Annotated in this window: 16 protein-coding genes; 14 read left to right on the forward strand and 2 right to left on the reverse strand. The window is 45.7% G+C overall.

Going from position 1 to position 23,970, the window contains the following annotated elements:
• Window positions 1–20: 20 nt before the first annotated feature.
• Window positions 21–1,778, reverse strand: coding sequence for an S-layer protein domain-containing protein (locus PHF18_RS13505; protein ID WP_300103738.1), 1,758 nt, complete (start codon window positions 1,776–1,778; stop codon window positions 21–23).
• A gap of 350 nt (window positions 1,779–2,128) precedes the next feature.
• Here PHF18_RS13505 and PHF18_RS13510 point away from each other — a divergent pair, with 350 nt between their 5' ends.
• From PHF18_RS13510 to PHF18_RS13555, 10 genes are read left to right on the forward strand one after another with little or no spacing between them, the layout of a single operon-like run.
• Window positions 2,129–2,722 (forward strand): hypothetical protein, encoded by a 594-nt coding sequence (locus PHF18_RS13510; protein ID WP_300103740.1) that lies wholly within the window; start codon window positions 2,129–2,131, stop codon window positions 2,720–2,722.
• Between the two features lie 39 nt (window positions 2,723–2,761).
• Window positions 2,762–4,267, forward strand: coding sequence for a PQQ-binding-like beta-propeller repeat protein (locus PHF18_RS13515; RefSeq protein WP_300103742.1), 1,506 nt, complete (start codon window positions 2,762–2,764; stop codon window positions 4,265–4,267).
• Window positions 4,268–4,271: 4 nt separating this feature from the next.
• Complete coding sequence (locus tag PHF18_RS13520; protein ID WP_300103744.1) at window positions 4,272–5,990, forward strand: PQQ-binding-like beta-propeller repeat protein; 1,719 nt, start codon at window positions 4,272–4,274, stop codon at window positions 5,988–5,990.
• 9 nt (window positions 5,991–5,999) lie between these two features.
• Window positions 6,000–9,962, forward strand: coding sequence for a cobaltochelatase subunit CobN (cobN, locus tag PHF18_RS13525; RefSeq protein WP_300103746.1), 3,963 nt, complete (start codon window positions 6,000–6,002; stop codon window positions 9,960–9,962).
• A gap of 13 nt (window positions 9,963–9,975) precedes the next feature.
• Window positions 9,976–11,550, forward strand: coding sequence for a hypothetical protein (locus PHF18_RS13530; protein WP_300103748.1), 1,575 nt, complete (start codon window positions 9,976–9,978; stop codon window positions 11,548–11,550).
• Window positions 11,551–11,601: 51 nt separating this feature from the next.
• Window positions 11,602–13,422, forward strand: coding sequence for an ABC transporter ATP-binding protein (locus PHF18_RS13535; RefSeq protein WP_300103750.1), 1,821 nt, complete (start codon window positions 11,602–11,604; stop codon window positions 13,420–13,422).
• A gap of 25 nt (window positions 13,423–13,447) precedes the next feature.
• Window positions 13,448–14,341, forward strand: coding sequence for an energy-coupling factor transporter transmembrane protein EcfT (locus PHF18_RS13540; RefSeq protein ID WP_300103752.1), 894 nt, complete (start codon window positions 13,448–13,450; stop codon window positions 14,339–14,341).
• Window positions 14,338–15,105: an ABC transporter ATP-binding protein gene (locus PHF18_RS13545; RefSeq protein WP_300103755.1), complete on the forward strand. Its 768-nt coding sequence runs from the start codon at window positions 14,338–14,340 to the stop codon at window positions 15,103–15,105. The genes PHF18_RS13540 and PHF18_RS13545 overlap by 4 nt, the downstream gene beginning before the upstream one ends.
• Complete coding sequence (locus PHF18_RS13550; protein WP_300103758.1) at window positions 15,105–15,830, forward strand: ABC transporter permease; 726 nt, start codon at window positions 15,105–15,107, stop codon at window positions 15,828–15,830. The genes PHF18_RS13545 and PHF18_RS13550 overlap by 1 nt, the downstream gene beginning before the upstream one ends.
• Window positions 15,827–16,015, forward strand: coding sequence for a hypothetical protein (locus PHF18_RS13555; RefSeq protein ID WP_300103761.1), 189 nt, complete (start codon window positions 15,827–15,829; stop codon window positions 16,013–16,015). The genes PHF18_RS13550 and PHF18_RS13555 overlap by 4 nt, the downstream gene beginning before the upstream one ends.
• 69 nt (window positions 16,016–16,084) lie before the next feature.
• Here the strand turns inward: PHF18_RS13555 and PHF18_RS13560 are convergent, their stop codons facing one another.
• Window positions 16,085–17,089 carry a phosphate uptake regulator PhoU gene (locus tag PHF18_RS13560; protein ID WP_300103775.1) on the reverse strand — a complete coding sequence of 335 codons (1,005 nt, stop codon included), beginning with the start codon at window positions 17,087–17,089 and terminating at the stop codon, window positions 16,085–16,087.
• 881 nt (window positions 17,090–17,970) lie between these two features.
• On the opposite strand from PHF18_RS13560, the gene PHF18_RS13565 reads away from it, so the two are divergent.
• From PHF18_RS13565 to PHF18_RS13580, 4 genes are all read left to right on the forward strand, one after another.
• Window positions 17,971–18,558: a PAS domain-containing protein gene (locus tag PHF18_RS13565; RefSeq protein ID WP_300103764.1), complete on the forward strand. Its 588-nt coding sequence runs from the start codon at window positions 17,971–17,973 to the stop codon at window positions 18,556–18,558.
• A gap of 30 nt (window positions 18,559–18,588) precedes the next feature.
• The gene (locus PHF18_RS13570) at window positions 18,589–20,826 is read left to right on the forward strand and encodes a GAF domain-containing protein (RefSeq protein ID WP_300103767.1); all 2,238 of its coding nucleotides are present in this window, start codon (window positions 18,589–18,591) and stop codon (window positions 20,824–20,826) included.
• Between the two features lie 49 nt (window positions 20,827–20,875).
• On the forward strand, window positions 20,876–21,676 hold the full coding sequence (locus PHF18_RS13575) for a winged helix-turn-helix domain-containing protein (RefSeq protein ID WP_300103769.1): 801 nt from the start codon (window positions 20,876–20,878) through the stop codon (window positions 21,674–21,676).
• A gap of 708 nt (window positions 21,677–22,384) precedes the next feature.
• On the forward strand, window positions 22,385–23,970 hold a 1,586-nt coding region (locus tag PHF18_RS13580), incomplete at its 3' end, for a uroporphyrinogen decarboxylase family protein (RefSeq protein WP_300103771.1).

The following is a 23,970-nucleotide window of genomic DNA, read 5'->3' on the forward strand; positions in this document are numbered from 1 at the left end:
GGTTTTGCCTCAAGAAGTTTTCAGATTCCGACCAGGTATTCTTCAATGCTCATAGCGGGTATGGATACGGGAGTGGTGGAAGGAAGAATGGATTCCACATTTTCCACCCTGTTCATGTAAGGGTAAAAGGTCACGTAGAGATTCCCTGAGGTCTTCTTTTCAAACCGGCCAATCCAGGTTTCTTCCATGACATTGATATCCGAACCGGACCAGACCACATGTTTATTTTCGAGCCTGAGTTTCGGATAGGTCTCAACAACAGTAAGCTCTCCGATCTCATCCCCATAATTCAATTCCAGAGGGCTGTCAGAGAAATGCAGAAGATACTTCAGATTAACAGCAGAGAGCTCCTCGCCCTGTATGACGCTGTCAACATATACCGAAAAGAAGGGCACTTCAACCCCATTTAATTCCTTTGTGTAGAGAAGGGTGTGGGTACCCAGGTCTGCCGATTTGCCGGGAGAGATTATGCTTGAATACACCGGGAGGTTGTTCCTGAAAACAGTCAGGCAGGCACTATCCGAATTTAAATCGGTGACTTTCAGGGTATACCCTTCTTTCAGGTAATATTCTTCACCCGGATGGAGGAGTTTCTTATCTTCATCCAGAAGGATATTTACAATTCCCTGGTCACTCCCAAGATATGCACATTTTTCACCATTCCAGCCAAGCACGGAATATCCTTCATTAAACCATTCTTCCCCGTAATCGCTCATCTCCGGGTTTTTATATGCTATCTTAACAGGCAGGGATTCGTAAACCAGGCCCCCTTCAGGAATCCAATCATTTCCAGCATCAAGGGAAAGTTCAAGGCTTTCAGTACTGAGATCGTACTCAGGGTCGTAAAAAAGCATACCAAAAGAATCAGCTGTCCAGATGCAGAAATCCATAGAGGAATCCGAGCGGTTTACAGCCAGGGATGTACCCCTGATCTTATACGATTTGATAGTATCCTTAGTCATGTTGTAAGAACATGCCCGGTATACATTATCGGCAACCTGGAAATCGATCAGGTCGTCGAGGATGGTAGCATAATCTCCGAACTGCAGCCTGATAGGCACGCTGTTTTTCAGCTCAATATATTTACTCGTGACCGCAGTGACTTCGAACTTGCCGTATTCGTCTCCTTTTTCGAGCTTAAGAGGTGTATCTGAATAATGATTTACGCTTTTAAGGCGCACAACGGGGTCCTTGCTGTCAAGAACCTTTTCCAGGGTCCCTTCCAGGATCACATATTCTGTGCCGTCGACCTCTGTCTTGAAACTAAATTTTGAGCCCTCTTCTACGGATTCCGTAGTAACGGGGACAGAATTTTTCTGGAACTCAAGCAGGGCGTAGTTCCCGTTTATACCCTGAAGCACCAGTTTACAGCCGTTCCCGAGATCAAAATCATTCCCCTTTTGAAGATCCCGGCTTCCGTAACTCACCAGGCTTTCACTGAGCAGCCCGTCCTCAAGGACCTTATATTTCTTCCCGAAAAAAGCAGTTGAACCGGAACTGATTTTTGAGGTATAGATGGCATCTCCTGTTTCAATAAAGCCATCCTCTGAAAAAGAAAGTTCCAGTGATTCATAGTATGTTCCGGAAGTGGTTGAATAATAAAATCCGGGGCAGTTTTCTGCATTGAGAATGTGATGATCTCCTCCTGCAATACTTATGAGTTGTCCTCGCTGTTCAATAGCACCTTCTGATGGGATAATAATACATAAAAATATAAATATAAAAAAAAGTACACGAAATATTTGTAAAATAGAATATTTATTACCAATGATAGTCATAAGAATTATGACAATAATAATACTAAATAACCCTTTCGTTTTTTAGATGCAGGAAATAACTTTTATTTATTGTAAAAACCCATAAACAAAATAAAATTTTAACTTTTAGGGATTTTACCTTCGAGCTACAGATTTGAAATGAAAGCCATTGATGCCGAAAATTAAACGCACAAGATTCAAAAAATGATTGTTTACTGATTACTGCGAAAATTTAGAGTTAGTTATTGAAAACACAAATGTAAAAATCAGTACTAATAAGTAATCATAATTTGTAAAAAAGTATAACTATATTTGTAAAAGATAAATTTATTTCGAAATCTTTATTAACTTCCAGACAATGATTACCTTTCATGATGCCAGGAAGAAATACTGTGTCAGGATTCATGTTCCTGCTTTTTGCAGTTCTGGCAATATTGTATTTTCAAACAACGTCTGCTGAAAAGATAGTATACGAGGGAAATTTCGAAGATAACTGCAACCTTGAAGGAGACTTTCTTAGCTGTAAAGGCAACGAACTTTATCTTGATACTCAAACCCCTTTCCTGACCGGGGAAGGCGTGTGGAATCAAAATGTAAGCCTGTCTCCGGGAAAAATTTCATGGAACTGGAATGGCGAAGACCTGGACAACTTCAGCCTCTGGTTAAAGATCACATTCAGCGACCATAAGTCAATTTATTATGTTACTGCAGGGAGCATGAATCCGCAATCAGAAGGGGATTATTACCGGGATCAGGAAAAAAGGCGGCGCTTTTCCCCTTCCGTTGTAATCGCAGGGATTCCCCTGAGTTCTGTTGAAAGAGACCTCGTTGAGGATTATACCAGGTACTGTGGCCCTGCTGAAAATATTAAGGTCGTAAGCGTGAGTGCAGGGCTTGGGGATAACAGTACCCGGTGCAGGAATGTGTTGAAAATATCAGACCTGAAGATCTACGGCCAAGCATAAAAGGAATCAAAGGAGCCTGAAAACCAGAGGGGACTGAAAATGAAAAAGAATATTGTTGTATTGGTGCTCATTTTTTTAATTGTTTTTTCAGTCGGTTCGGGATGCATATCTTCCGATGTAATGTCTTCCACGAATACGTCTTCAGATGAAGCTGATGAAAACCCGGGAAAGAGTGCAGACAGTGAGCCGAACCAGGAAAATATAACGCCTTATGAAAAATCATCCCCCTACCTTTACTGGGAATATGAACTTGGAGATGTGACCCCTGAAAATATCCTGGTCGGAAGATCGAGCATCCAGGACTGTGTAAGTTTTGCTCCGGATGGGAAATCCGTGGCTGTCGGGACAGGCTCGAACCTTATAGTTATTGACGTGCCGGAAAAAAATGTGCTCTGGAAAAAGGCCCTCAAAGGAAACATTTCATCTATAGCATTCTCAAAAGACGGAAAGTACCTGCTTGCGGGGGAGAGGAGTGCTGATGGCTACATATACTCCCTGGATGCCGGCACAGGAGACGAGATCCGGATATACAGGACTGCCGATGATCTGGGGACAAGTACCAATCCAAAATACCAGCCCTGCATATACCGGATAACGGCTGCAGAGGATGCTGTGTACATTGCGGCAGGCAGATACTGGAAAGATTCCGGATACGGGCTGGCTTCAAGGGTTTACAGGTTCAGCTCCGATGGCACCTTCTGCTGGAAACTCCCGGCGGCAGAAAATTACGCCCGGAGTGTGAGCTGGGTTGATTCAAGCCAGGACGGAAAAAATGTAGTATTTTCAACAGGGGACTGGACAAATTCCCTTGAAACGGATGCAGTCGTCTACTCTGTGGATGAAAACGGAAATCGCCGCTGGAAATACGAAATTCCTGCCCTCAGACCTTATTTTGTTTCTGCAGCCATCTGGCACGGGCTTGATGTTTCGGAAGACGGGTCCCTTATAACGGCCTATACAGGGGACGGGAGAAAATACCTCTTTTCTGACTTAGAGATGAAAGAGCCGGGAGACGGAGAGTCCGAGTGGTACTCCGAAGAATATCAGTCCAATGTGACAGTTCCGGAGGAACTTGAAGGAAGTATCATCTACACTTATGGTGAAAACGCAAAAATCACTGCCAAAAACGAGATGCTCTACCTTACGGGAGCCACACTTCCCGCATATTATCCCGATAATGTCCCCATGGCGCATCCTCTTGAAAATTCCCTCATATTCTGTGATGCAGAAACAGGAGAAGTTTCCTGGACTTATAGCCTGGGAGGGCGCTGTGCAGGGATCTTCTTCTCTCCGGATATGAGGTTCTTTGTCCTGCCAGTCGGCAAAGATACATCCGCGGGCAATACTCAGGTCCACGGGGTCCATGCCTTTGATAACCAGAAATCCGGGAATGGGAATTCAAAGCTGCTCTGGACCTTCAATACCGAAGGGGTTGTTGTGGATGCTGCGATTTCTTCGGACTGCACCGTAGCCGCAGTTGAAGTCCCTCTGCAGCTCAAAAATGGGGATGTAACCGGAAAACACAGATTAATAATTGTCAGGTGAGAAAATGAAATGGAAACTTTTGATAGCCCTGCTTATACTGGCTTTAATGACTGCAGGATGTGCTGAAAAAAATCAGGAGTCCGGCAGCAGCGGATCGGCCCAGGCTTCGGGGTCAGGAATACAGGATACGCAGGAAAGAAGTAATTCCGAATCTGGGGTGCCCATAGACTCGGTAGTTTTCTCAAGGACCGGAGCCCTGCTAACCCTGAAAGATGAGGTGGAGATCTTAGAGATCAGGATTTCTTCAGACAACAATCCGGTGGCTTCGCTGGGTATTGAAAAAACCGAAGCCCAGGTCTTTGTAGCTTTTGATTGGAACCCTGAAACCCGGTATAAGTTTGAGGTGATAACGGGTTCAGGAACATCCAGTGCTCTTGAGGTATATGCGCCTGAAAAACCGGCTTTGAAAGAGGAGTACACCATAGAGCTTGAGGATGTAACTCCCGGACCCATCGAAAAAACTTCAACGAATATAAAAGGTGTGACGAAATTCTCTCCTGACAACAGTTATCTTGCCATTGGAACTCATGGGGGTGCTCTGAAACTTATAGAAGTTGCAACAGGAGAAAAGGTATGGGAAAAGCAGCTTGTTAAAGGGATATCGGATGCGAGAATCGCGGACATAGAGTTTTCAGAGGACAGTAAACGCCTTATTGTAGGAGAAGAGAGCCCTGATGCTTATATATATTGTTTTGACCTCAACGGTACCGAACTCTGGAAATTTGGGGCAAGTGAAGACCTGGGTTCAGACCTCAAGTACATGCCTGCCATGAAAAAGATAAAAATTGATTCAAATGGGAATATTTATGTCGCTGCCAGCAGGGCCTGTGGCTATATAGGTGAGAAATACAAGTACCTCGGAAGGGTTTATTCTTTTGACCCTGAAGGCAACATGCGCTGGAAATTCCCTGAAACCGAACTCATGGACTCAGGAGTTACATGGATTGATTCCACTCCTGACGGAGAATACGCAGCTTTTGGCACCACCTGTTTTACAAAGGCAGATAAATGGCAAGATGGAACCGTGCATGTCCTGAACGGAAATACGGGAGAAGAGCATTGGAGCTACAAAATCCCACCAATTGAACCATTCTTTGACTATTCTGCAATCTGGTACAGCACACAGATCACCCCTGATGGGGAACAGGTAATAACAATGACAAGTGATGGCCGGGCCTTTTTATTCAATAATTCCCGGATAATTGAGACAGGAGTTCCTGAGATTACGTGGCAGCAGAACATCTCAACCCCGATAGTCGTAAGTGGAGTCCCCATCTACGGCAGTGCGAATTATGCTTACATTGTCAACGACACCCTGATCTTTTCAATAGGGAGCACTTTTTCCAAAGATAAGAATAAGGATGCTCCTTTTGAACACCCCAATGGAAACAGCCTCTTTGCCTATGATTATGACGGAAACCTGCTGTGGAAATGGAGACTGGACGGCTATGCAGGGGAATGTGCTCGGAATGACCGTTATCTTGTGATACCTATTGCCCAGAACCTGGTAACCGAGGACAGAAGCGTTCACGGGGTCTATGTCTTTGACGTCTCAAAAAGCGGAGGGGCAAGCTCCAGGCTCAGCCAGATCTACGGCACCGAAGGAATAACGGTATCAGTTGATATATCTTCTGACGGCAGGTATATTGCAGCCTTAGAAGCCCCCGCAAGGCTTGATGACGGCACGGTACTCGGAGAATACAGAGTTCATATCCTGACCTGAGGGGGAAAAATGAAAATCGTTTCAATAACCTGGAATTCATACATCCCCACGCTTCTTGAAGCAGCAGAGGAACGTGGAATAGAGCTTGAAGCCTACTACTCAAAAATCCTGGAAGAAAACCCTGAAGAAACGGAGAAGGTGCTTTCTGCATGTGAGCACGCTGATGCCATCTTTATTTACCATGTAGCCAACCCGTTCTGGGAAGAATTCTATGAAAAGCTCGAACCCTTAAAAACAAGGATACCCGTAATCTGCGTGGGGAGTAACCCCTCCAGTTTCACCCTTTCTTCCGTAAAACTTGAGATTGCAGCTACATGTTTTTCTTACATAATATACGGGGGAAAAGAAAACTTTGGAAATATGCTGTGCTACCTCCTAAAAGAGGTTTTTGGGGCTGAGCTTGAAGTAAAACCCCCGGAAAAGATTCCATGGGACGGGCTCTATCACCCGGATGCCAGGGAAATGTTCTCAAGCCTCCGGGACTACCTGAACTGGTACGGGCCCCTGAAAGGTAAAACCGTGGGGCTGCTCATTTCCAGGACTTCCTGGGTAAACAATGACCTTGAAATTGAAAAGACCCTCATAAGAGATTTCGAAAACCTGGGCCTTTCTGTCGTCCCTGTTTTTGCATATTCGTTAAAAGATGAAGAACTCGGGAGCAGAGGCATGAATGAGGTCATTGAAGATTACTTTATGGATAACGGAAAAACCGTCATAGACGCTCTTGTGAAGCTCTCCCCGTTTTTCATAATGAGCAGCAAAAACAAAGAAGATGAAAACTCATGTGCAGAAAGAGGCGTCGAACTGTTACAGAGCCTCGACGTCCCTGTTTTCCAGCCTGTGATTTCCCACTACGTTACCTTAGAACAGTGGCAGGAGTCTCAGGGATTGAGTACAGAGATCGGGTGGGGGGTAGCCATGCCTGAGTTTGAGGGGGTAATTGAGCCCATCCTCATAGGGGCAGGCAAAAATGAAGGAAATTACATAGGGCGTGCTCCTATCCAGGAACGCTGCTCAAAACTTGCATCCAGAATCCTTAAATGGATAACCCTTCGGAAAAAACCGGTAAACCAGAGAAAAATTGCCTTTATCCTGCACAACAGGCCCTGTACAGGGGTTGAAGGCTCGATTGGGGATGCTGCAAACCTTGATTCCCTCGAAAGCGTGGCAAAGATATTAAACCGGATGCAGGAAGCAGGCTATACTGTCAGTCCTCCCCAGAACGGGAAGGAGCTTATCGAGACCATTCTCAAGAAAAAAGCGATTTCCGAGTTCAGATGGACCCCAATTAATGAAATTGTAAAGAACGGTGGGACTCTCGCTTTTGTGGAAAAAGAAGAATACGAGAAGTTTTTCAACACCCTGAGCCCGGTTGTCAGGCAGAGGGTAATTGAGAGCTGGGGGAACCCACCCGGGGAAGAAGTCAACGGCATTCCTGCTGCAATGGTCTATGAAAACAAAATCGTTGTGACAGGGATACAGTATGGAAACGCTGTAGTCTGTGTACAGCCGAAGCGCGGGTGTGCAGGAGCCAGATGTGACGGAAAAGTCTGCAAGATCCTGCACGACCCTGATGTCCCTCCAACCCATCAGTACCTTGCTACCTACCGGTATCTGGAAAACACTTTTGGAGCGGATGTACTCGTACATGTGGGGACCCACGGAAACCTTGAGTTCCTGCCCGGAAAAGGGGTGGGGCTTTCAGGAGACTGTTATCCTGACATCGGAATCGGGACTATCCCCCACCTCTACATTTACAATTCCGATAACCCCCCGGAAGGCACCATTGCCAAACGTAGGAGCCTTGCCTGCCTTATTGACCATATGCAGACAGTCATGACCTCAGGAGGGCTTTATGGAAGCCTTGAAGAACTTGACAGGCTGCTCGGGGAATACGAACAGGTAAAATACGATAAAGGACGGGCACATGCCCTGAAGCATCTGATCCTTGACGAGATTAAAAAATCGAACCTGGACTCCGAGATAAAAGCCGACCACCAGACTCCTTTTGAGGAGATTATAAGGAAAGCGCATGAAGTCCTTGGAAAGATCAGGAACAGCCAGATCCACAACGGAATGCACATCTTCGGGCAGCTCCCCGAAGGCGAGAAGAAAGTTGAGTTCATAAACTCTATTTTAAGGTATGATGAGCAGGAAAGTGAGGGAAAAGGGGTTTCGATCCGGAGGCTGATTGCAGGGCTTCTTGGGCTTGACCTTGATGAACTGATCTCTGACCAGAGCCTGATTTCAGCAAATGGAAAGTCAAATGGGCAAAGGCTTGAGGAGATTGATTCGCTCTCAAAAGATTTCATCAGGACATTCATAAGTAACCCGGAAAAAGAGTCTGCCTCGATAATTAAAGAGGTTCTTTCAGGGCAGAGTTTTGCAGAGCAGAATATTACAAAACAGGTTTTGATAGAGCAGGATTTTACAGGACAAAGTATTGCAGAAAAAAGTTTTATAGAGCCAATTATTACAGAACCGGGATTCAAAGAACAGCGTTTTGAGGTTCAGAGCATAGACCCGACCTCATCCCGGATCGCTTCTGCAATCTGTGAAAGGATTCTTGACCTTGAGTCCAGAATAGATGCCTCTCTGGAGATTGAAGCTCTTCTCCATGGTTTTGACGGAGGGTACATCCCGGCCGGACCTTCAGGCCTTATCATGCGCGGAAGAGATGACGTACTGCCAACTGGCAGGAATTTTTATTCTCTTGACCCAAAACGGGTCCCGACAAAAGCTGCCTGGAGAGTGGGACAGCAGCTCTCAGGGGTTTTGATCGATAAACACCTCAGAGATGAGGGGCGTTATCCTGAAAACGTAGCATTTTACTGGATGGCAAACGACATCATGTGGGCTGATGGAGAGGGTATGGCCCAGATTATGAGCCTGCTCGGGGTTGAACCGCTCTGGCTTGGCAATGGGCGCCTTAAGGGGTTTTCCGTGATCCCCCTGAAAGAGCTGGAAAGGCCCAGGATTGATGTTACTATCAGGATCTCGGGAATCCTCAGGGACAACTTCCCGAACTGCCTGGAGGTAATAGATGAGGCAATTCAGGCTGTGGCTTCTCTTGACGAACCTGAGGACATGAACTACCCACGAAAACACAGCCACAAGATGATTGAGGAAGGCGCGGATCCCAGAGAAGCTACTTTAAGGATCTTTTCAAGCAAACCCGGGACCTATTCCGCCGGGGTGCAGCTTGCAGTCTATGCAAGTGCCTGGAAAGATGAAAAGGACCTGGCAGACATCTTCCTTTACTGGAACGGGTATGCCTACGGAAAAGACGTAAAGGGCCAGGAAGCCCACACCCAGCTTGCTTCAAACCTCAAGACGGTTGATGCTACCTTTAACAAAGTCGTCAGTGACGAGTACGACCTCCTTGGCTGCTGCTGTTACTTTGGGGTTCATGGGGGGCTCACGGCTGCCGCCAAACAGGCTTCGGGCAGGGACGTGAAGGTCTATTTTGGGGATACGAGAGAACCACAGCATGTCGAAGTTCGGGACATGGCTGATGAACTGCGGAGGGTCGTAAGAACCAGGCTTTTAAACCCCAAATGGATCGAAGGCATGAAACAGCACGGGTACAAGGGCGCACAGGACATTTCGAAGAGAGTCGGAAGGGTCTACGGCTGGGAAGCTTCCACGCAGGAAGTGGACGACTGGATCTTTGATGATATCACAAAGGCTTTTGTGCTTGATGAAGAGATGCGCAAGTTCTTTGAAAAGAACAATCCCTACGCTCTTGAGGAAATGTCCCGCAGGCTCCTTGAAGCGCAGTCAAGAGGGCTCTGGAACCCTGACCCGCAGGTGTTTGAAGACCTGAAAAACTCTTACCTTGAGATCGAAAGCTGGATGGAAGAGCTAGCAGGGGAAGGAGAGTTTCAGGGAGGGGCTGTGGACATCATGAGCTTTGAAGATGTCCCTGACTGGGATCGGAAAATGCAGGAAATCCGAAAAATACTCAAATGAAAAAGGTTGCGGAATGAAAAACATAGTTTTTTTCTTCCTTATACTGGTGCTGGCTATACAACCTGCAGCAGCCCAGGTACAGGAGGAATTCAAACCTGAAGATATGACCACATTCATGATTCAGGTCCCACATGGTGTGGAAGGAAGCGGTCTTGCAGTCGGAGGCAGCAACCTTTCTGCATATCTTTTTTTTGAGAGTTATTATGACGGAAATATGAATGTGACAATGGAACTTGACTTACCTGAAGGTTTTGTGCTTCAGGATACCTCTGTCTATTCCTTTTCGCTTCAGACCGAGTATGAGGACTGGTACAGGCTCGTTGATTTTTATGTGCCTGCTAACCTCTCCTCCGGGACCTATAACATAACGGCAACTGCGGTTGTCGAAGTCGGAGGAAATAAGCATACCATTGTGCGCAAAACCCGGCTTAAGGTTGCTTCGAAAGAGGAAATTGCAGAAGAAATCGAAATATCCGGACTTACAGTGCCCTCCGATGAGGACGGGTACGGAGACCCAAGCCATCCTTCCAGCACCCTGGTTGTCCGGGAAAACTCCCCAGCGCTCAAAAAGCTACTTAAGGTCACAGACCTCCGGATCGATAGGGAGGAACTCACTTCAACCTACATAGGAGTGGAGCTTACCAACAAAGGAGACAGTACAGTCCCTGTTATAATCACCTATGATGTCCTGGACATTAAGACCGGAGAACCGGTAAAAGCCTTCAAACCAGCAATTATGGGAATGAACTCGGATACCCTGTGCTATGCCACTTTAACACTTAGCCCGGGTTCAAGTTCGCTGGTAAGCCTCCCCCTCTATATATCTGAGGATGCGATGGGAGGAGAGTACCTGCTAAGAGTTAAGGTAAAGCTCACAGGCAGCGACTGGGTTGCAGTAACACAGGATCAAAAAATAACTGCGATCTCAAGGAAATGGGGACCCATAATAATTACTCTGGTCTCCTCTTTACTTGGACTAACTACCGTAAGCCTCTTCTTTTCAAGATCAAAGGAGATAATGGACAGGTTTAAGACCCGTAACCTTGTGCTGATATCCCTTTTTGGAACCGTTTCTTTTGCAGCCATAAACCTGCCTATGACTATTCTTTGGGAGCTGTCCCATGCAGTATTCGGGCCATTCAGTTTCCTGTTTACGGGGCTCTTCTATGAGATTCTTCTTTATATGCTCATTGCCTCTCTTGTTGTCCTGATTCCAAAACCCGGAGTTGTAAGCCTTTTTATGATGGTAAGGTTCCTGCTTGGAGGCTTTATAACCGGGAGTTTCACCCCGATCACTTTCATAACATTGTCCCTGAGCGCGGTACTGCTGGAGGTCATGATGTACACTGCAGGCATAACCAGCAAAAACCCGAACCCGGAAAACAGGTTCAGAATGGGGATTGTCTGCGGAATTGCCGATATGGTCAGCGGATATGCATCCTTCAGTGTCTGGATGGTGCTCTACAGGCTGTTCTATAGCGACTGGTATATTATGGCAAATATCCTGATCGATGGCTTCCTCTACACTTTCATAGGAGCCTGGTTTGGAATAAGCCTCGGAAACAGGCTGAAAAAGGTGGCAGAATAAAGGTGGCAGGTAGAATAAGGTGGTACATTGAGGCAGAATAAAGGTGGTAAAATGATAGAGATCAAAGACCTGTGGTACACCTATCCCGGAAGAACAGACCCGACGTTAAAAGGGGTCAATCTGAAAATAGAGGAGGGGGAATTCGTCCTCCTAACAGGACCTACCGGCTGCGGGAAGAGCACTTTACTAAAAACCCTTAACGGCATAATTCCCCACGAATCCGGAGGAAAATTTTCAGGCAGCATCCGAATCAACGGGATAGAAACCCGAGATTCAAACCAGATGGAACTTTCAAGAGGTGTAGGCCTTGTTTTCCAGAACCCCGATGACCAGATCTTTTCGACGACCGTTGAGGACGAGGTAGCCTTTGGGCCCGAAAACCTCTGCCTGGAAAGGGAAGAGATTGATAAGAAGGTAGAAGAAACCCTTCAGATGGTCGGAATGTCCGGGCACCGGCTGGATTCCACGAATTCACTTTCAGGGGGGCAGAAACAGAGGATTTGCATTGCAAGCATGCTTGCGATGATGCCTGAAATCCTTGCCATGGATGAACCCGTAAGCCAGATGGACCCGGTGGGCACCCGGGAAGTCCTGAATACTGTGAGGGAACTTAACAGGAAACTGAAAATAACCATTCTGCTGGTTGAGCACAGGATACACGAGCTTGCACCTTTTGCAGATAGGATTGTCATTATGGACGGCGGAGAAATAATCTTTGACCAACCCGCTTCAAAAGCTTTTGATCATCTCGAGGTCTTTCACAGGCTGGGACTTCGGGTTCCTGAACCCGTTGAACTCTGCCACCGACTGGGAATAAGGGCAAGTCCCCTCAGTGTCAGGGAAACTCTTGCCGTGCTGAACAGGAAACACTTTAAAGAAAATATGAAAACTCCTCAGTTCTTTTCAAACCCGAAAGAAGATACTGAAGCACTACCTGAAGCACGAGCTGTCTCTCCCGGAAATAATGATCCTATCGGAAATAACGATTCTGTAGATTCTGTAATATCTATCCGGGATATGTGGTCCGGATATGAAAAAAACAGTATGGTGCTTAAGGGGATAAACCTGGAAATCCGTAAAGGGGAAAGAGTTGCGGTCATGGGTACAAATGGCTCAGGCAAATCAACCCTGCTTTTGAACCTTGCAGCCATGCTTAAACCATATAAAGGAAGTGTAAAGGTCTTTGGGGAGGACACCAGATCCAGAAATCCGTATTCCTTTGCAGGTAGAGTTGGGTTCGTATTCCAGAATCCTGACCTTATGCTCTTCTGTGATTCAGCTGAGGAGGAGGCAAGGTTTGGACCTGTTCAGTTAAAATTTGAGAATATAGAGGAAAGGGCAAGAACCTCCCTTGAAGCCATGTCAATTCTAAACCTCAAGCAGGACCTCCCCCAGTCCCTGAGTCGGGGGCAGAGGCTCAGGACAGCCGTTGCCTCGGTACTTTCCATAAATCCGGAGATTATTCTCCTTGACGAACCTACAACAGGGCAGGATAGAGTGAATATAGAACAGATGATGGATTATTTCAAAAATAACCGTTCCACACTGGTTTTCTGTACCCATGATATCGAGATTGCAATGCTCTATGCTACAAGAATCCTTGTGATGAATGAGGGCCAGATTATAGCAGATGGAAAGGGAAGAGATGTCATAAAGGACATTGAGATCCTCAGGAAAGCCTCCCTTACCCAGCCCCCGGTTGTTGAGATTGCTAAATATCTGGGAGTGGATGCTTTTTCGGTCACAGAACTTGTGGAAATGCTGACCTGTAGAAGTTCTGAAGCGAGAAAATCTGAAGTGATAAATTCTGAAGTGATAAATTCTGAAGTGATAAATTCTGAAGGGATAAAATCAGAAGGGATAAAATGCTGACCTGTAGAAACCCTGAAGTGATAATATGATAGGTGCCAGATCAATTGCAGAACCAACGATTAAAGACACAATTATTCACAGGATGGACCCACGGGCAAAGATACTGGTCCTCATCTCCACTGCTTTTATCGCAGTAACCCTTGACAATCCTGAAACTACGTTTTTGTTGTTTCTGATCGTACTTTCGGGATTTGCACTTGCAAGGATGCCGGCAATAAAGATCAAAACCCTGACTTTACTACTTGTGCTGTTGATCTGGGGAACTATCTACTCTCAGGCTCTTTTTTATTCCCAGCTTCCAAGAACTGTGATTTTTACTATAATCCAGCCTGATTTCCCGGTTCTGGGCTGGCTGACAAACGGAGGGCTGTTCGTATATGAAGAAGGGCTCCGGCACGGCGCAATTCAGGGATTAAGATCGGCTTCAATCCTGTCCCTTGGGCTGTTGATGTGCTGGACCACGGACTCGAGGGATATGCTAAACGGCCTGGTGGGACTCAGGGTTCCTTACAGTGTAGCCTTTATGGTGGTAACAGCAGTCAGGTTCCTGCCAATAATAATCACTGAAGTGGTTACTGTAGTAACAGTCCAGAGACTCCGGGGGTTTAATCCGAAAAGGTTTGGGCCAGGGATCGTCAAAACGTCCCTTAATATACTGACCCCCACTCTCTCAAACTGCGTAAGGAGAACCGGCACCCTTGCAGTTTCAATCCAGAGCCGGGCTTTTAGGGCAAACCCGGACAGGACATACCTCAAAAAACTGAAGTTTTCGGAACTTGATAAGGCAATGGTCACGGCCTGTATTTTTGCTGCCATAAGTATTGTCATCATAAAGCTTCTTTATAATATGTACACAAGTGGAATTTACTATACTTCAGGTTTAAGGCCTGTTTATGCGATTGCAAGGGGATACCTGTGATAGAAATAAAAAAATTATCCCGATCCTTCGGAAACCTGATTGCTGTTGATAATCTCGACCTTGATGTTGGAAACGAGATCTTTGGCCTCCTGGGTCCCAACGGGGCAGGCAAAAGTACGACAGTAATGATGCTTACAACCCTGATAAAACCAAGCAGTGGCACTGCAAAGGTCTGCGGGTATGATGTTGTAAAGAACTCAAAAAAAGTAAGGTCAAAGATAAGCTATGTCCCCCAGGACATGGCAGTGGATCGAAAGCTCACAGGCAGGGAAAATGTGATGCTTTTTGCAAAGCTCTATGGAGTTCCGAACCGAAACTCAAAAGTTGATGAAGTACTTGAAATGATGAACCTCTCAGACCGTGCAGGCGACCTTGTCAAAACATACTCAGGAGGAATGAGAAGGCGCCTTGAACTTGCCCAGGCGCTTGTGCATGAGCCCGAAGTTCTTTTCCTGGACGAACCCACCCTCGGCCTGGACATAAGTGGCAGAAGGAAGATCTGGGAACATATAAGGATGCTGAAAGCCGAAGGGATGACCATATTCATGACCACCCATTACCTCGAGGAGGCAGAAAAGTACTGCAACAGGGTTGCCATTATTGATAAAGGTAGAATCGCAGCTGTTGGATCCCCGGAAAACCTGATAAGCGACATAGGAGAAAATGCGTCTCTTAATGATGTTTTCCTTGAGAAAGTCAAGACCCCTGAAGAGCAGGCAGGGTTCAATTCAACCCAGTATAGAAACCTTCTGAGGAGGAGATAATGAAAGCCTTATTCTACTATTTTGAAAGGGACCTCGTAAAATGGCTAAGAGGAAGGATAACCGTCATTTCCTCACTTGTCATGCCTGCAGCCTGGCTGGTATTTGTCGGGCTTGCCCTGCCCACAAAGTTTACTGATAACTATCTTGAGTTTATCACCCCTGGCATCCTTGTCATGACGACTCTCTTTTCCTCCCTGCAAGGCGGGTCTCTTATGATTTTTGATAAAATACTGGGTTTTTTGAATAAGTTTCTCGCCATGCCCTCCCCCAGAGAAAGCATGCTATACGGAAAAATTCTCTTTATCAGCGTAAGGGGCCTGCTGCAGGCAACTGTGATCCTCCTGATGGCTACCCTCCTTGGAGTAAGGGTACTGAACCCGACAAATATAGTTCTGATATACCTAACGCTCTTTCTGTTCTCGGTATTTTTCTCTGCCCTCTCAACTATGATAGGGCTGTACTTAAGCGACCATGACAGCTATGCAGCCGTAAACAGCATGATCAGCATGCCTCTATTTTTTACGAGCAGTGCGCTTATGCCCTATGATGTCATGCCCGTCTGGTTGAGAACACTTGCAAGGTTCAACCCGGTCAGCTATGCCATAGACAGTACAAGGCTGCTGTTTGAAGGAACGGTCCCCGTGTACGGAATCCTTGGCCTCGCCGTCGGAGCCGGAATCATGGTTCTCCTCGGGACATATCAGTTCCGGAAGGCAGTTGTGTGAAAAATAGAAAAAAGGAGAAAGGAGAAAGGAAAAATACTCCCCTGACCCGAGAAATACTTTCCTTGATACCGGAAAATGTTTCTAATCCACTGTCATTAAGTGCCCCAGCCAGCCTGTCTGACCGGCCCTTCACTCAATTCGTCTTCTTAAACGGCAAAAAAATTAAAAAATTGATTTACCCATAATTAGTCCTCTTGAGCGCAGCGAAAAGGACCGCGGGCTCCCGAAGCGCAATTCGGGTGGCAACTCGGGGTTTAGACCTGCTTTATGTTCATGTTGAGGGCAACTTCTGCGATATCGGCGCTGTATTCCGAAACCCTCCGCAGGCTCTCGAGGATCATGCTGAACTCGATGTTACCAGAGCCTTCTCCACCCTTGGTTTCAAGAGAAACTCCGAACTGGGAAACTTTTTTGGCTTCAACAACTATTTTGTTTATAGCCTGGAGATCTTCTTCCTGCATTGAATCTATTGAGCTCTCAAAAACTTTCCGGGAAAGGTCAGCCATCTTGAAAATAGGGTTATCAGTACTGATTCCGGAGTCCATCTTAAGTACATTTGTAGCTATCTTAACCGCGTGATCTCCTACACGCTCTATGCTCTTGGTAATAAGCCTGTACCCAAGACATTCCCGCGGATGCCTGATTCCTATTTTATCTGAAAGTTCGATATCTTCAATTGAAGCCTTGAGCTGGCGGACTGCGAGAAGGTAGAAACGGTCCACATCGTCATCCCTCTGGATGACGTCCTCTGCGATCTCCACATTGTGGTCCCGAAGGGCAGTCATGGAGTCCTCAAGCATGGAAAGGACAAGCCCATACATGTTTTTGATGACACGGCCGAGAGGGAGGTCGTTGTAGTTCAAGAGGCACTGGAAAACAAGTTCATTTCGGGATTCTTCCACAAGTTCCAGGCCTATAAGTTTCTGGCGCACAGAATCTTTTATAAACTTGCGGTCATAGGCGCTGAACCCTTTTTTGGTAGTTAACCTGATTACATCATAACCTACCAGATAATGTGAAATAAGGATTCTCAGATTGTTTTCCGCACTATCGGAGTGAAGGTAATCTATAGTTGCCTTAAGAGCAGAATAGTCTTTTGAAACTACACTGGAGGAAACCAGCAGGGTTTTGTTAGGCATTGGTGTAAGGGTAAGTGTGTCTCCGGCCTCAATCCCTATATCTCGGACCCATTTAATGGGAAGAGACACTATATAGGTAGAATTTCCGGTAAACTGGACTTTTCGTTTATCCTTGGTAATAAATAAGCCCCCTGAGGAGATACTAATGAATATTATAAAATCTATATAGACAAACGTGATATATAAAGGTATCCTGAAAGTCGAAGATAAAAATAAGAAATACCATGATTATGTCGTCTAAGTATAGTATATAGGATCAAAGATGAATCATAAAATATATAGAATTACTTCAGACATTACCGATAATTTGTAGATAAAATGGATTTTATAAAAAATGCATCTTTCTATAAATTCCCTTTACTGAGAACTGAAAAACTGTTTCCAGAGGCAAGAAGAGTATTTTCGCCATACCGATAGGTGTATTTTCCATATTATTGGGCCCTTTATTACTGAAATCAGTTCGCTTGTTGTTATTCTTAGCTGGCAACAGCCGGCTACAGTCCTGTGCAGCGCAAGAAAAGACAGCCCGAAGATCTCGTTAGTGGCATTTTTAATATCGACCGATTGATCAAAAACTGAAAAGAAATAAGAGAAAAAGAGAAAAAAATCAAAAATATAAAAGAAATAAAAAAATAAAAAGAAATAAAAAAATAAAAAGATAAATAAGCCATTACTTCCATTTATTTGGAAAGAATTCAGTATTTTAAACACAGGCATTTCCTGAGTCTCAGAACAGAAAATTCCCAGGGAACTCGGTTGTAGAAATTAAAAAAGCCTTAAAACCCTTTTGCGGGTATATCCCGTAACCCTCAATATTACAGTAGCTCAAAACCAGTGATTTACGTAGAGTTTGTTCCCTGAACCCTGAACATGCCAACATTTCAAGTCTATTGTTCATGGAAATGGGTAATCCATAGAATTAAAACAAAGGAATTGGATCGATGAAACAATTCGATATAAATCTGGAATCGCTTATAAATAGCAGCCCTATAGTCATTTTTTTGTGCAAATCAACAGAGAACTGGCCTGTGGAACTTATCACGGAAAACATCTGGCAGTTCGGCTACGCAGTTGAAGACTTCATCTTCGGAAATATCCGGTATCTCGACATTGTCCATCCTGAGGATATTAAAAGGGTAAAATCTGAGATTGCCAGATGCTCTGAAAAGGGATGTACTGAGCTGACACAGGAATACAGGATAGTGACAGCTTCGGGGGAAACGCGCTGGATTGAGGTAAAGATTCTGATCCGGAGAGATGAAGATGGACGTGTGAGCCATTACCAGGGCACTCTCTGCGATGTTACCCAGCGCAAAAAAGCCGAGGAGTCGATGCAAAAAGCGCTGAAAAAGAATAATGAATTGAAAAATGTCATCAACAGCAGCCCTGTATTCGTATTTTTATGCAAGCCAGAAGAGGGCTGGCCCGTTGAATTTGTATCTGAAAATATCACAAAGCTGGAATATACCCCTGAAGATTTCACCTCTGGAAAAATAAAGTTTGAAGACCTGATACACCCTGAAGACCGTGAAAGAATCCGCGCGGAAGTGGCAAAGTTTTCCAGAGAAGGACATAAGGACTGTACCTAGGAGCACCGGGTCCTGACAAAATCGGGAAAAGTGCGATATATAGATGATAGGAGCCTCATCAAAAGAAACGAGAAAGGAGAAATTGTCCATTACCAGGGGATCGTTCTGGACATCACCGAACGCAAGCTGGCCGAGGAGATGGTGAAAGGACAGAATCTGGTGCTCGGGCAGCTGGCTTCAGGAGCTCCACTCGAAGAAGTGCTTCTCCTTCTGATTCAAAATATGGAAAAAATCAGACCAGGCTCTATATGCTCGGTAATGCTGCTTGACAGGGAGAAAAAGCATCTCTTTTACTGCGTTGCTCCCGGACTTCCTGAGTTTTACAGGCAGAAGACGGACGGAATCGAGATTGGTTTTGGAGCGGCTTCCTTCGGAACCGCAGCCTTCTTGAGAAAAAGGGTAACCGTAGATAATGTAATGGAGCACCCCTACTGGACTAAATACAGTGAGCTTGCAACTGAGGCCGGATTGAAAGCCTGCTGGTCAGAACCTGTAGTCTCATCCTCCGGAGAAGTCCTTGGTGTTATTTCCATGTACTACGGCGATGTGCACAGGCCAGAGAAAGAAGATCTGGATTTTATGAAAACAAATGCCCAGCTGGCAGCTATCGCAGTAGAACATAAACTGGCAGAAGAGACCCTCTGGGAGTCCGAGCATAAGTTCAGGACCATTTTCAATAATATCAATGACCAGCTGTACATCCGCGAACCTGAAGGAAAAAGTTACATGGATGTAAACCAGGCAGTGGTAAACCGGCTGGGATACGATAAAGAAGAGATCCTGAAAATGGAGCCTGAGGAGATTATTCCTGCCGAGTACTGGGACTCTGTCCGGGAAAATCTAATAAAAATCCAGAGCGAGGGATCCCGGGTATATAAATCAGGAGCAGTATGTAAGGACGGCACAATTGTTCCCCTTGAAGTCAGTGCCAGAATTATTGATTATGACGGCAAGAAAACGATCCTCTCGGTTGCCAGGGATATTACCGAGCGCAAAAAAGCCGAAGCTGCACAGAAACTTAACGAATCCCGGCTTGAAGCCCTTGTAAAACTTAACCGGATGGCAGGGGCTTCCTTAAAAGAAATAACAGATTTTGCTCGCGAAGAAGCGGTCAGGCTTACAGATAGCAAACTCGGGTACCTCGCTTTTATGGACGCCTATGAGACCTCCCTCATCATGCATTCCTGGTCAAAGAGCGCAATGGAAGAATGTACAATCGAAGACAAGCCCTTTATCTACCCTATAAAAACAACAGGGCTCTGGGGAGAGGCAATCCGGCAACGTAAGCCCATTATAACCAATGATTATCCAGCTCCTAGTTCCCTGAAAAAGGGATACCCGAAAGACCATGTGCACCTTACCCGCCATATGAACGTGCCAATTTTTGACGGGGACAGGATAATTGCAGTTGCAGGAGTTGGAAATAAGGATGAGCCCTATGATGAATCGGACTTACGCCAGGTGACCCTTCTCATGCAGGGCATGTGGCAGCTTATCCAGAGAAAACAGCTTGAGGACGCCCTTAAAACCTACTCGGAAGATATGTCAAAAGTCAATGATGAACTCAGGTCCCTGAACCGGATAAAAGCGGAATTTATGGCTGAAAGCCTCCCCCAGATAAAGGTGAATTACAGCGACCTTATGGATTTCGAGACCCTGGAGACTATCGAAGACCAGCAGCATAAAGCTATAGATGCCGTAATCAACAGTTCGGAGCGGTTGAAGCAGATGGTGGATTCCCTGCTCTATCTGAGCCTTGAACAGGCAGGAAAGATCGAGTACTCTTTTGCCGAAGTAGAGATTAAGAAGATACTTTCGGATGTTTACCTTAACCTGGTCCTCCTGATAGATGAAAAAGAACTGAAGGTCGAAAAGGAACTGCCTGCAAACCTGCCACCCATCCTTGGCGACAAGCAAAAATTGACAGACCTCTTCACAACCCTCATGGGCAATGCCATCAAGTTCACACCCCACGGGGGGACGCTGGAAGTAAAAGCCACAGAGGAAGAAGAGAACATCCACATAACCGTAAAAGACAGCGGAACAGGCATTCACAAAAGACTGATCCCTCACCTTTTCCACAGGATCTACCAGATTGACGATTCCATGACCCGCAGGTACCAGGGACTTGAATCAGGGTTCTATATCTGTAAAAACATTGTCAACGCCCATGAAGGGGAAATCTGGGTAGAAAGCGAGGAAGGTTCGGGAACCACGGTGCATGTCAGGCTTCCAAAAAAGAACGTTGAAACCGGAAATGTGAATTAAATATAGTCGAAGTTGAAAAATGTTCAAATTAAGTGGCTGGAGATTTACGATGAAACTGGAACTACTGGGTACTCTTTTCCTTTCGGACAAAAGGAAAGACCTTCTTTTGCTACTGATGGAGGAACCCCGAAACATTGACGATATAAAAAACATACTCAATGTGACTTCAAGTGCGATCATGACCCAGGTCAAGATCCTCATCAGCCAGGGGCTTATCATTCATGAGGACGACCTTTACAAACTTTCTGATATCGGGAGGGTAGTAGTTAAGAAAATGAGGCCTCTTCTGAACACCCTGAACGTGTTTTCAGAGCATATGGACTACTGGGAGAACCACAATATCAGCGCAATCCCTGTTCCCCTTCTGGACCGAATAGATGACCTCGGGCACTGCGAATTCATCGAACCCGACCTTGACAGGATGTATGAGATCCCCCAAAAAATCGAAGAAAAGCTGACCATTTCAACCCATGTTATGGAAGTTTCTTCTTATTTTAATCCTGCTTACCAGTCAACCTATGTCGAACTCGTGAAAAAAGGAACTGACGTATCTCTGATAATCACAAAGCCAGTATTCGAAAGGCTGAGAAGGGAATATAGCACAGCCCTCATGGAATATCTGGATAGAGACAATGCAAAAATCTTCGTCTGCGACTGCGCTGTAAAAGTAGCTTCAAGTGTGGTAACAGACCATTTTCTGGCTCTCTCCCTCTTCTATAGAAACGGGATATACCACAATCATGCCATGATGAGTATGGAAAAAACAGCCCTGAAATGGGGAGAAGACCTCTTTTTGCATTACATGAAAAATTCAAAGGAAATAAAAGAAATCGAATGCGAGAAAACCTGAGAGCTTCATCAGGAAATTAAATTCTACAGGATATAAAGAGATAAAACACTCCAGAATGTGATGCATATGGATCGAAACCGATGACCTCCAGCCTCTTATTTTTCGATCCACTTAACCATCTGCATCCACTTAAACATCTGCAAATTTTACTCAATCAATTCACTAAATATACTCAATCCATTAACAACACTACTCAATCCATTAACGAATCCTGGCTTTCCTCCAAGCTTATCTTTCTGCCGAGAAAAAAATCCATTCAGGATTTACCAGAAAAAGGGAAAAATATAGAGTTCGTCTGGCAGCTCATATTTTGAGGGGGTTCATTGTTTTTCCGTTACATTGTTTTTCCATTATATCCTGACCACTAAGATCCCCTTTCCCAGATGATCAGGTCCCTGTGTGATCAAAGGCTTTGATCAGATGAAAGCCCCTGATCAAATGAGAGTGCCACACGAGATCATGAAGGTTAACAAAATCAGGAAATACTACCGGATCAGGGGGATTTATAAAATCAGGAGAATTAGTAAAATTAAGCATCAAGAGATATGTTAACTGCGTTAATTAAATCTCTGCGTTTAGGTTATATGTTTTGCAGTAAATGTATCAGTAGAAGTTAACAGTTATACAGAGGCTTACTGAGCAATGAGCCTTAATTGAGCTACTTACTGTTAACCGGGACAAACCTGAAAAAAAGGAGGACGTTTTTTTATGGCAGCAGATATCTTAAACCAATTAGCGGAAGCTGTCGTCGACGGAGACGACGACCTTGTAGAAGAACTTGCACATAAATCACTGGCTGACGGCGTTGACCCCTACGACGCAATCGTCAATGGGCTGGCAAGAGGAATGGCAATTGTCAGCGACCAGTACGAAAAGGGAGAAGCCTTCGTACCCAACCTGCTCCTTGCCTCTGGCGCAATGTATGCAGGTATGGACATCCTTACCCCCTACATGAAGGCAGCAGACTCAGGCCTGCAGGCAGTGGGTGTTATAGGAACCATTGAGGGAGACGTGCACGACATCGGAAAGAACCTCGTCAAGACGATGCTCAGTGCCGGTGGTTTCAAAATGATCGACCTGGGAGCAGATGTCCCGATCGAGAAGTTTATCGAAACCGCAAAAGAGAACAAGGCTGACCTGATCTCCATGAGCGCCCTGATGACCACAACCATGACCAACATGGAAAAAGTCATTGAAATCCTTCAGGAAGAGGGAATTCGCGACTCCATGGTTGTAATGGTCGGAGGTGCCCCTGTCTCTGAAGAGTATGCCGCAGGAATCGGTGCAGACTCAACTCACCCTGATGCAATGCACGCAAACGCCTGGGCATCCGAAGCTGTAAAAGAACTTGAGCCCAAAGAAGCAAGGTGGAGCGAAGTGAAGGTCAACCTTGGGAAGATTAAATACAGGGAAATCCTCGCAAAGAAAGTAGTCTCCGAAAAGGTTGACATCGGGCTTGAGACTGCAAACAGGATCAAGGAAGAATTCGAAAGCATTGGCGTGAAGAGCAAGGAGGAAATGACCCACATCGACAGGACCGTATCCGCCATGTCCGACAAGAAGGTCGACCGCCTGCCTGTCTACCCACTCGCCTGTGGTGTGCTCAGGAAGTTTGCCGGGGTCAACTACAGGGACTATGCCACAAAAGCAGAACCTTTCACCCAGAGCGCTTTCCTTGGCTGTAAATACCTGGACCTTGATATGTTCGTGGGTCTCGCCGACCTTTCAGCCACATCCGCAGACTTCGGATGTAAGATCAAATACCCCGAAGACGACACCCCGTCCTCCGAAGGGCACATTAAAGATTATGAGAAGATCGAAGTTCCTGAACTTAAAAAAGGAACCCGCGGCTATGAACTGGTCATGGCCTCAAAGATGGCAAAGGAAAAACTCAACAAGGAACTCAACACCCCCTTCGTCGGTTTCCACGAGGGCCCACTCCTTACCCTTACCCAGCTCATGGGTGCAGACCGCGTGCTCATGGACATGAAGACCCAGCCGGATGTTGTCCTTGAAGCAGTCCAGAAATGTACCGACTACATCTGCCAGCTCTCAGAGCTCTTCTTCAGTGAAGGAGCCTGTGACGCTCTCTGTATCGACAACCTCTGGTCAAACAACGTCATCATGAGCGAACAGGACTACTGGAAGTTCGACGGCAAGTTCGTCTTCGACCAGCACATCCCGATTTTCAAGCAGTACAACCAGCCATACGTAATCCACAACTGTGCTGATGCCGTGCACTTCGAGACCCAGATCAGGAAGTTCGGAACCTCCCTGTACAGCTACGCCTACTA

The sequence above is a fragment of the Methanosarcina sp. genome, assembly GCF_028693135.1.
Lineage (GTDB): Archaea > Halobacteriota > Methanosarcinia > Methanosarcinales > Methanosarcinaceae > Methanosarcina.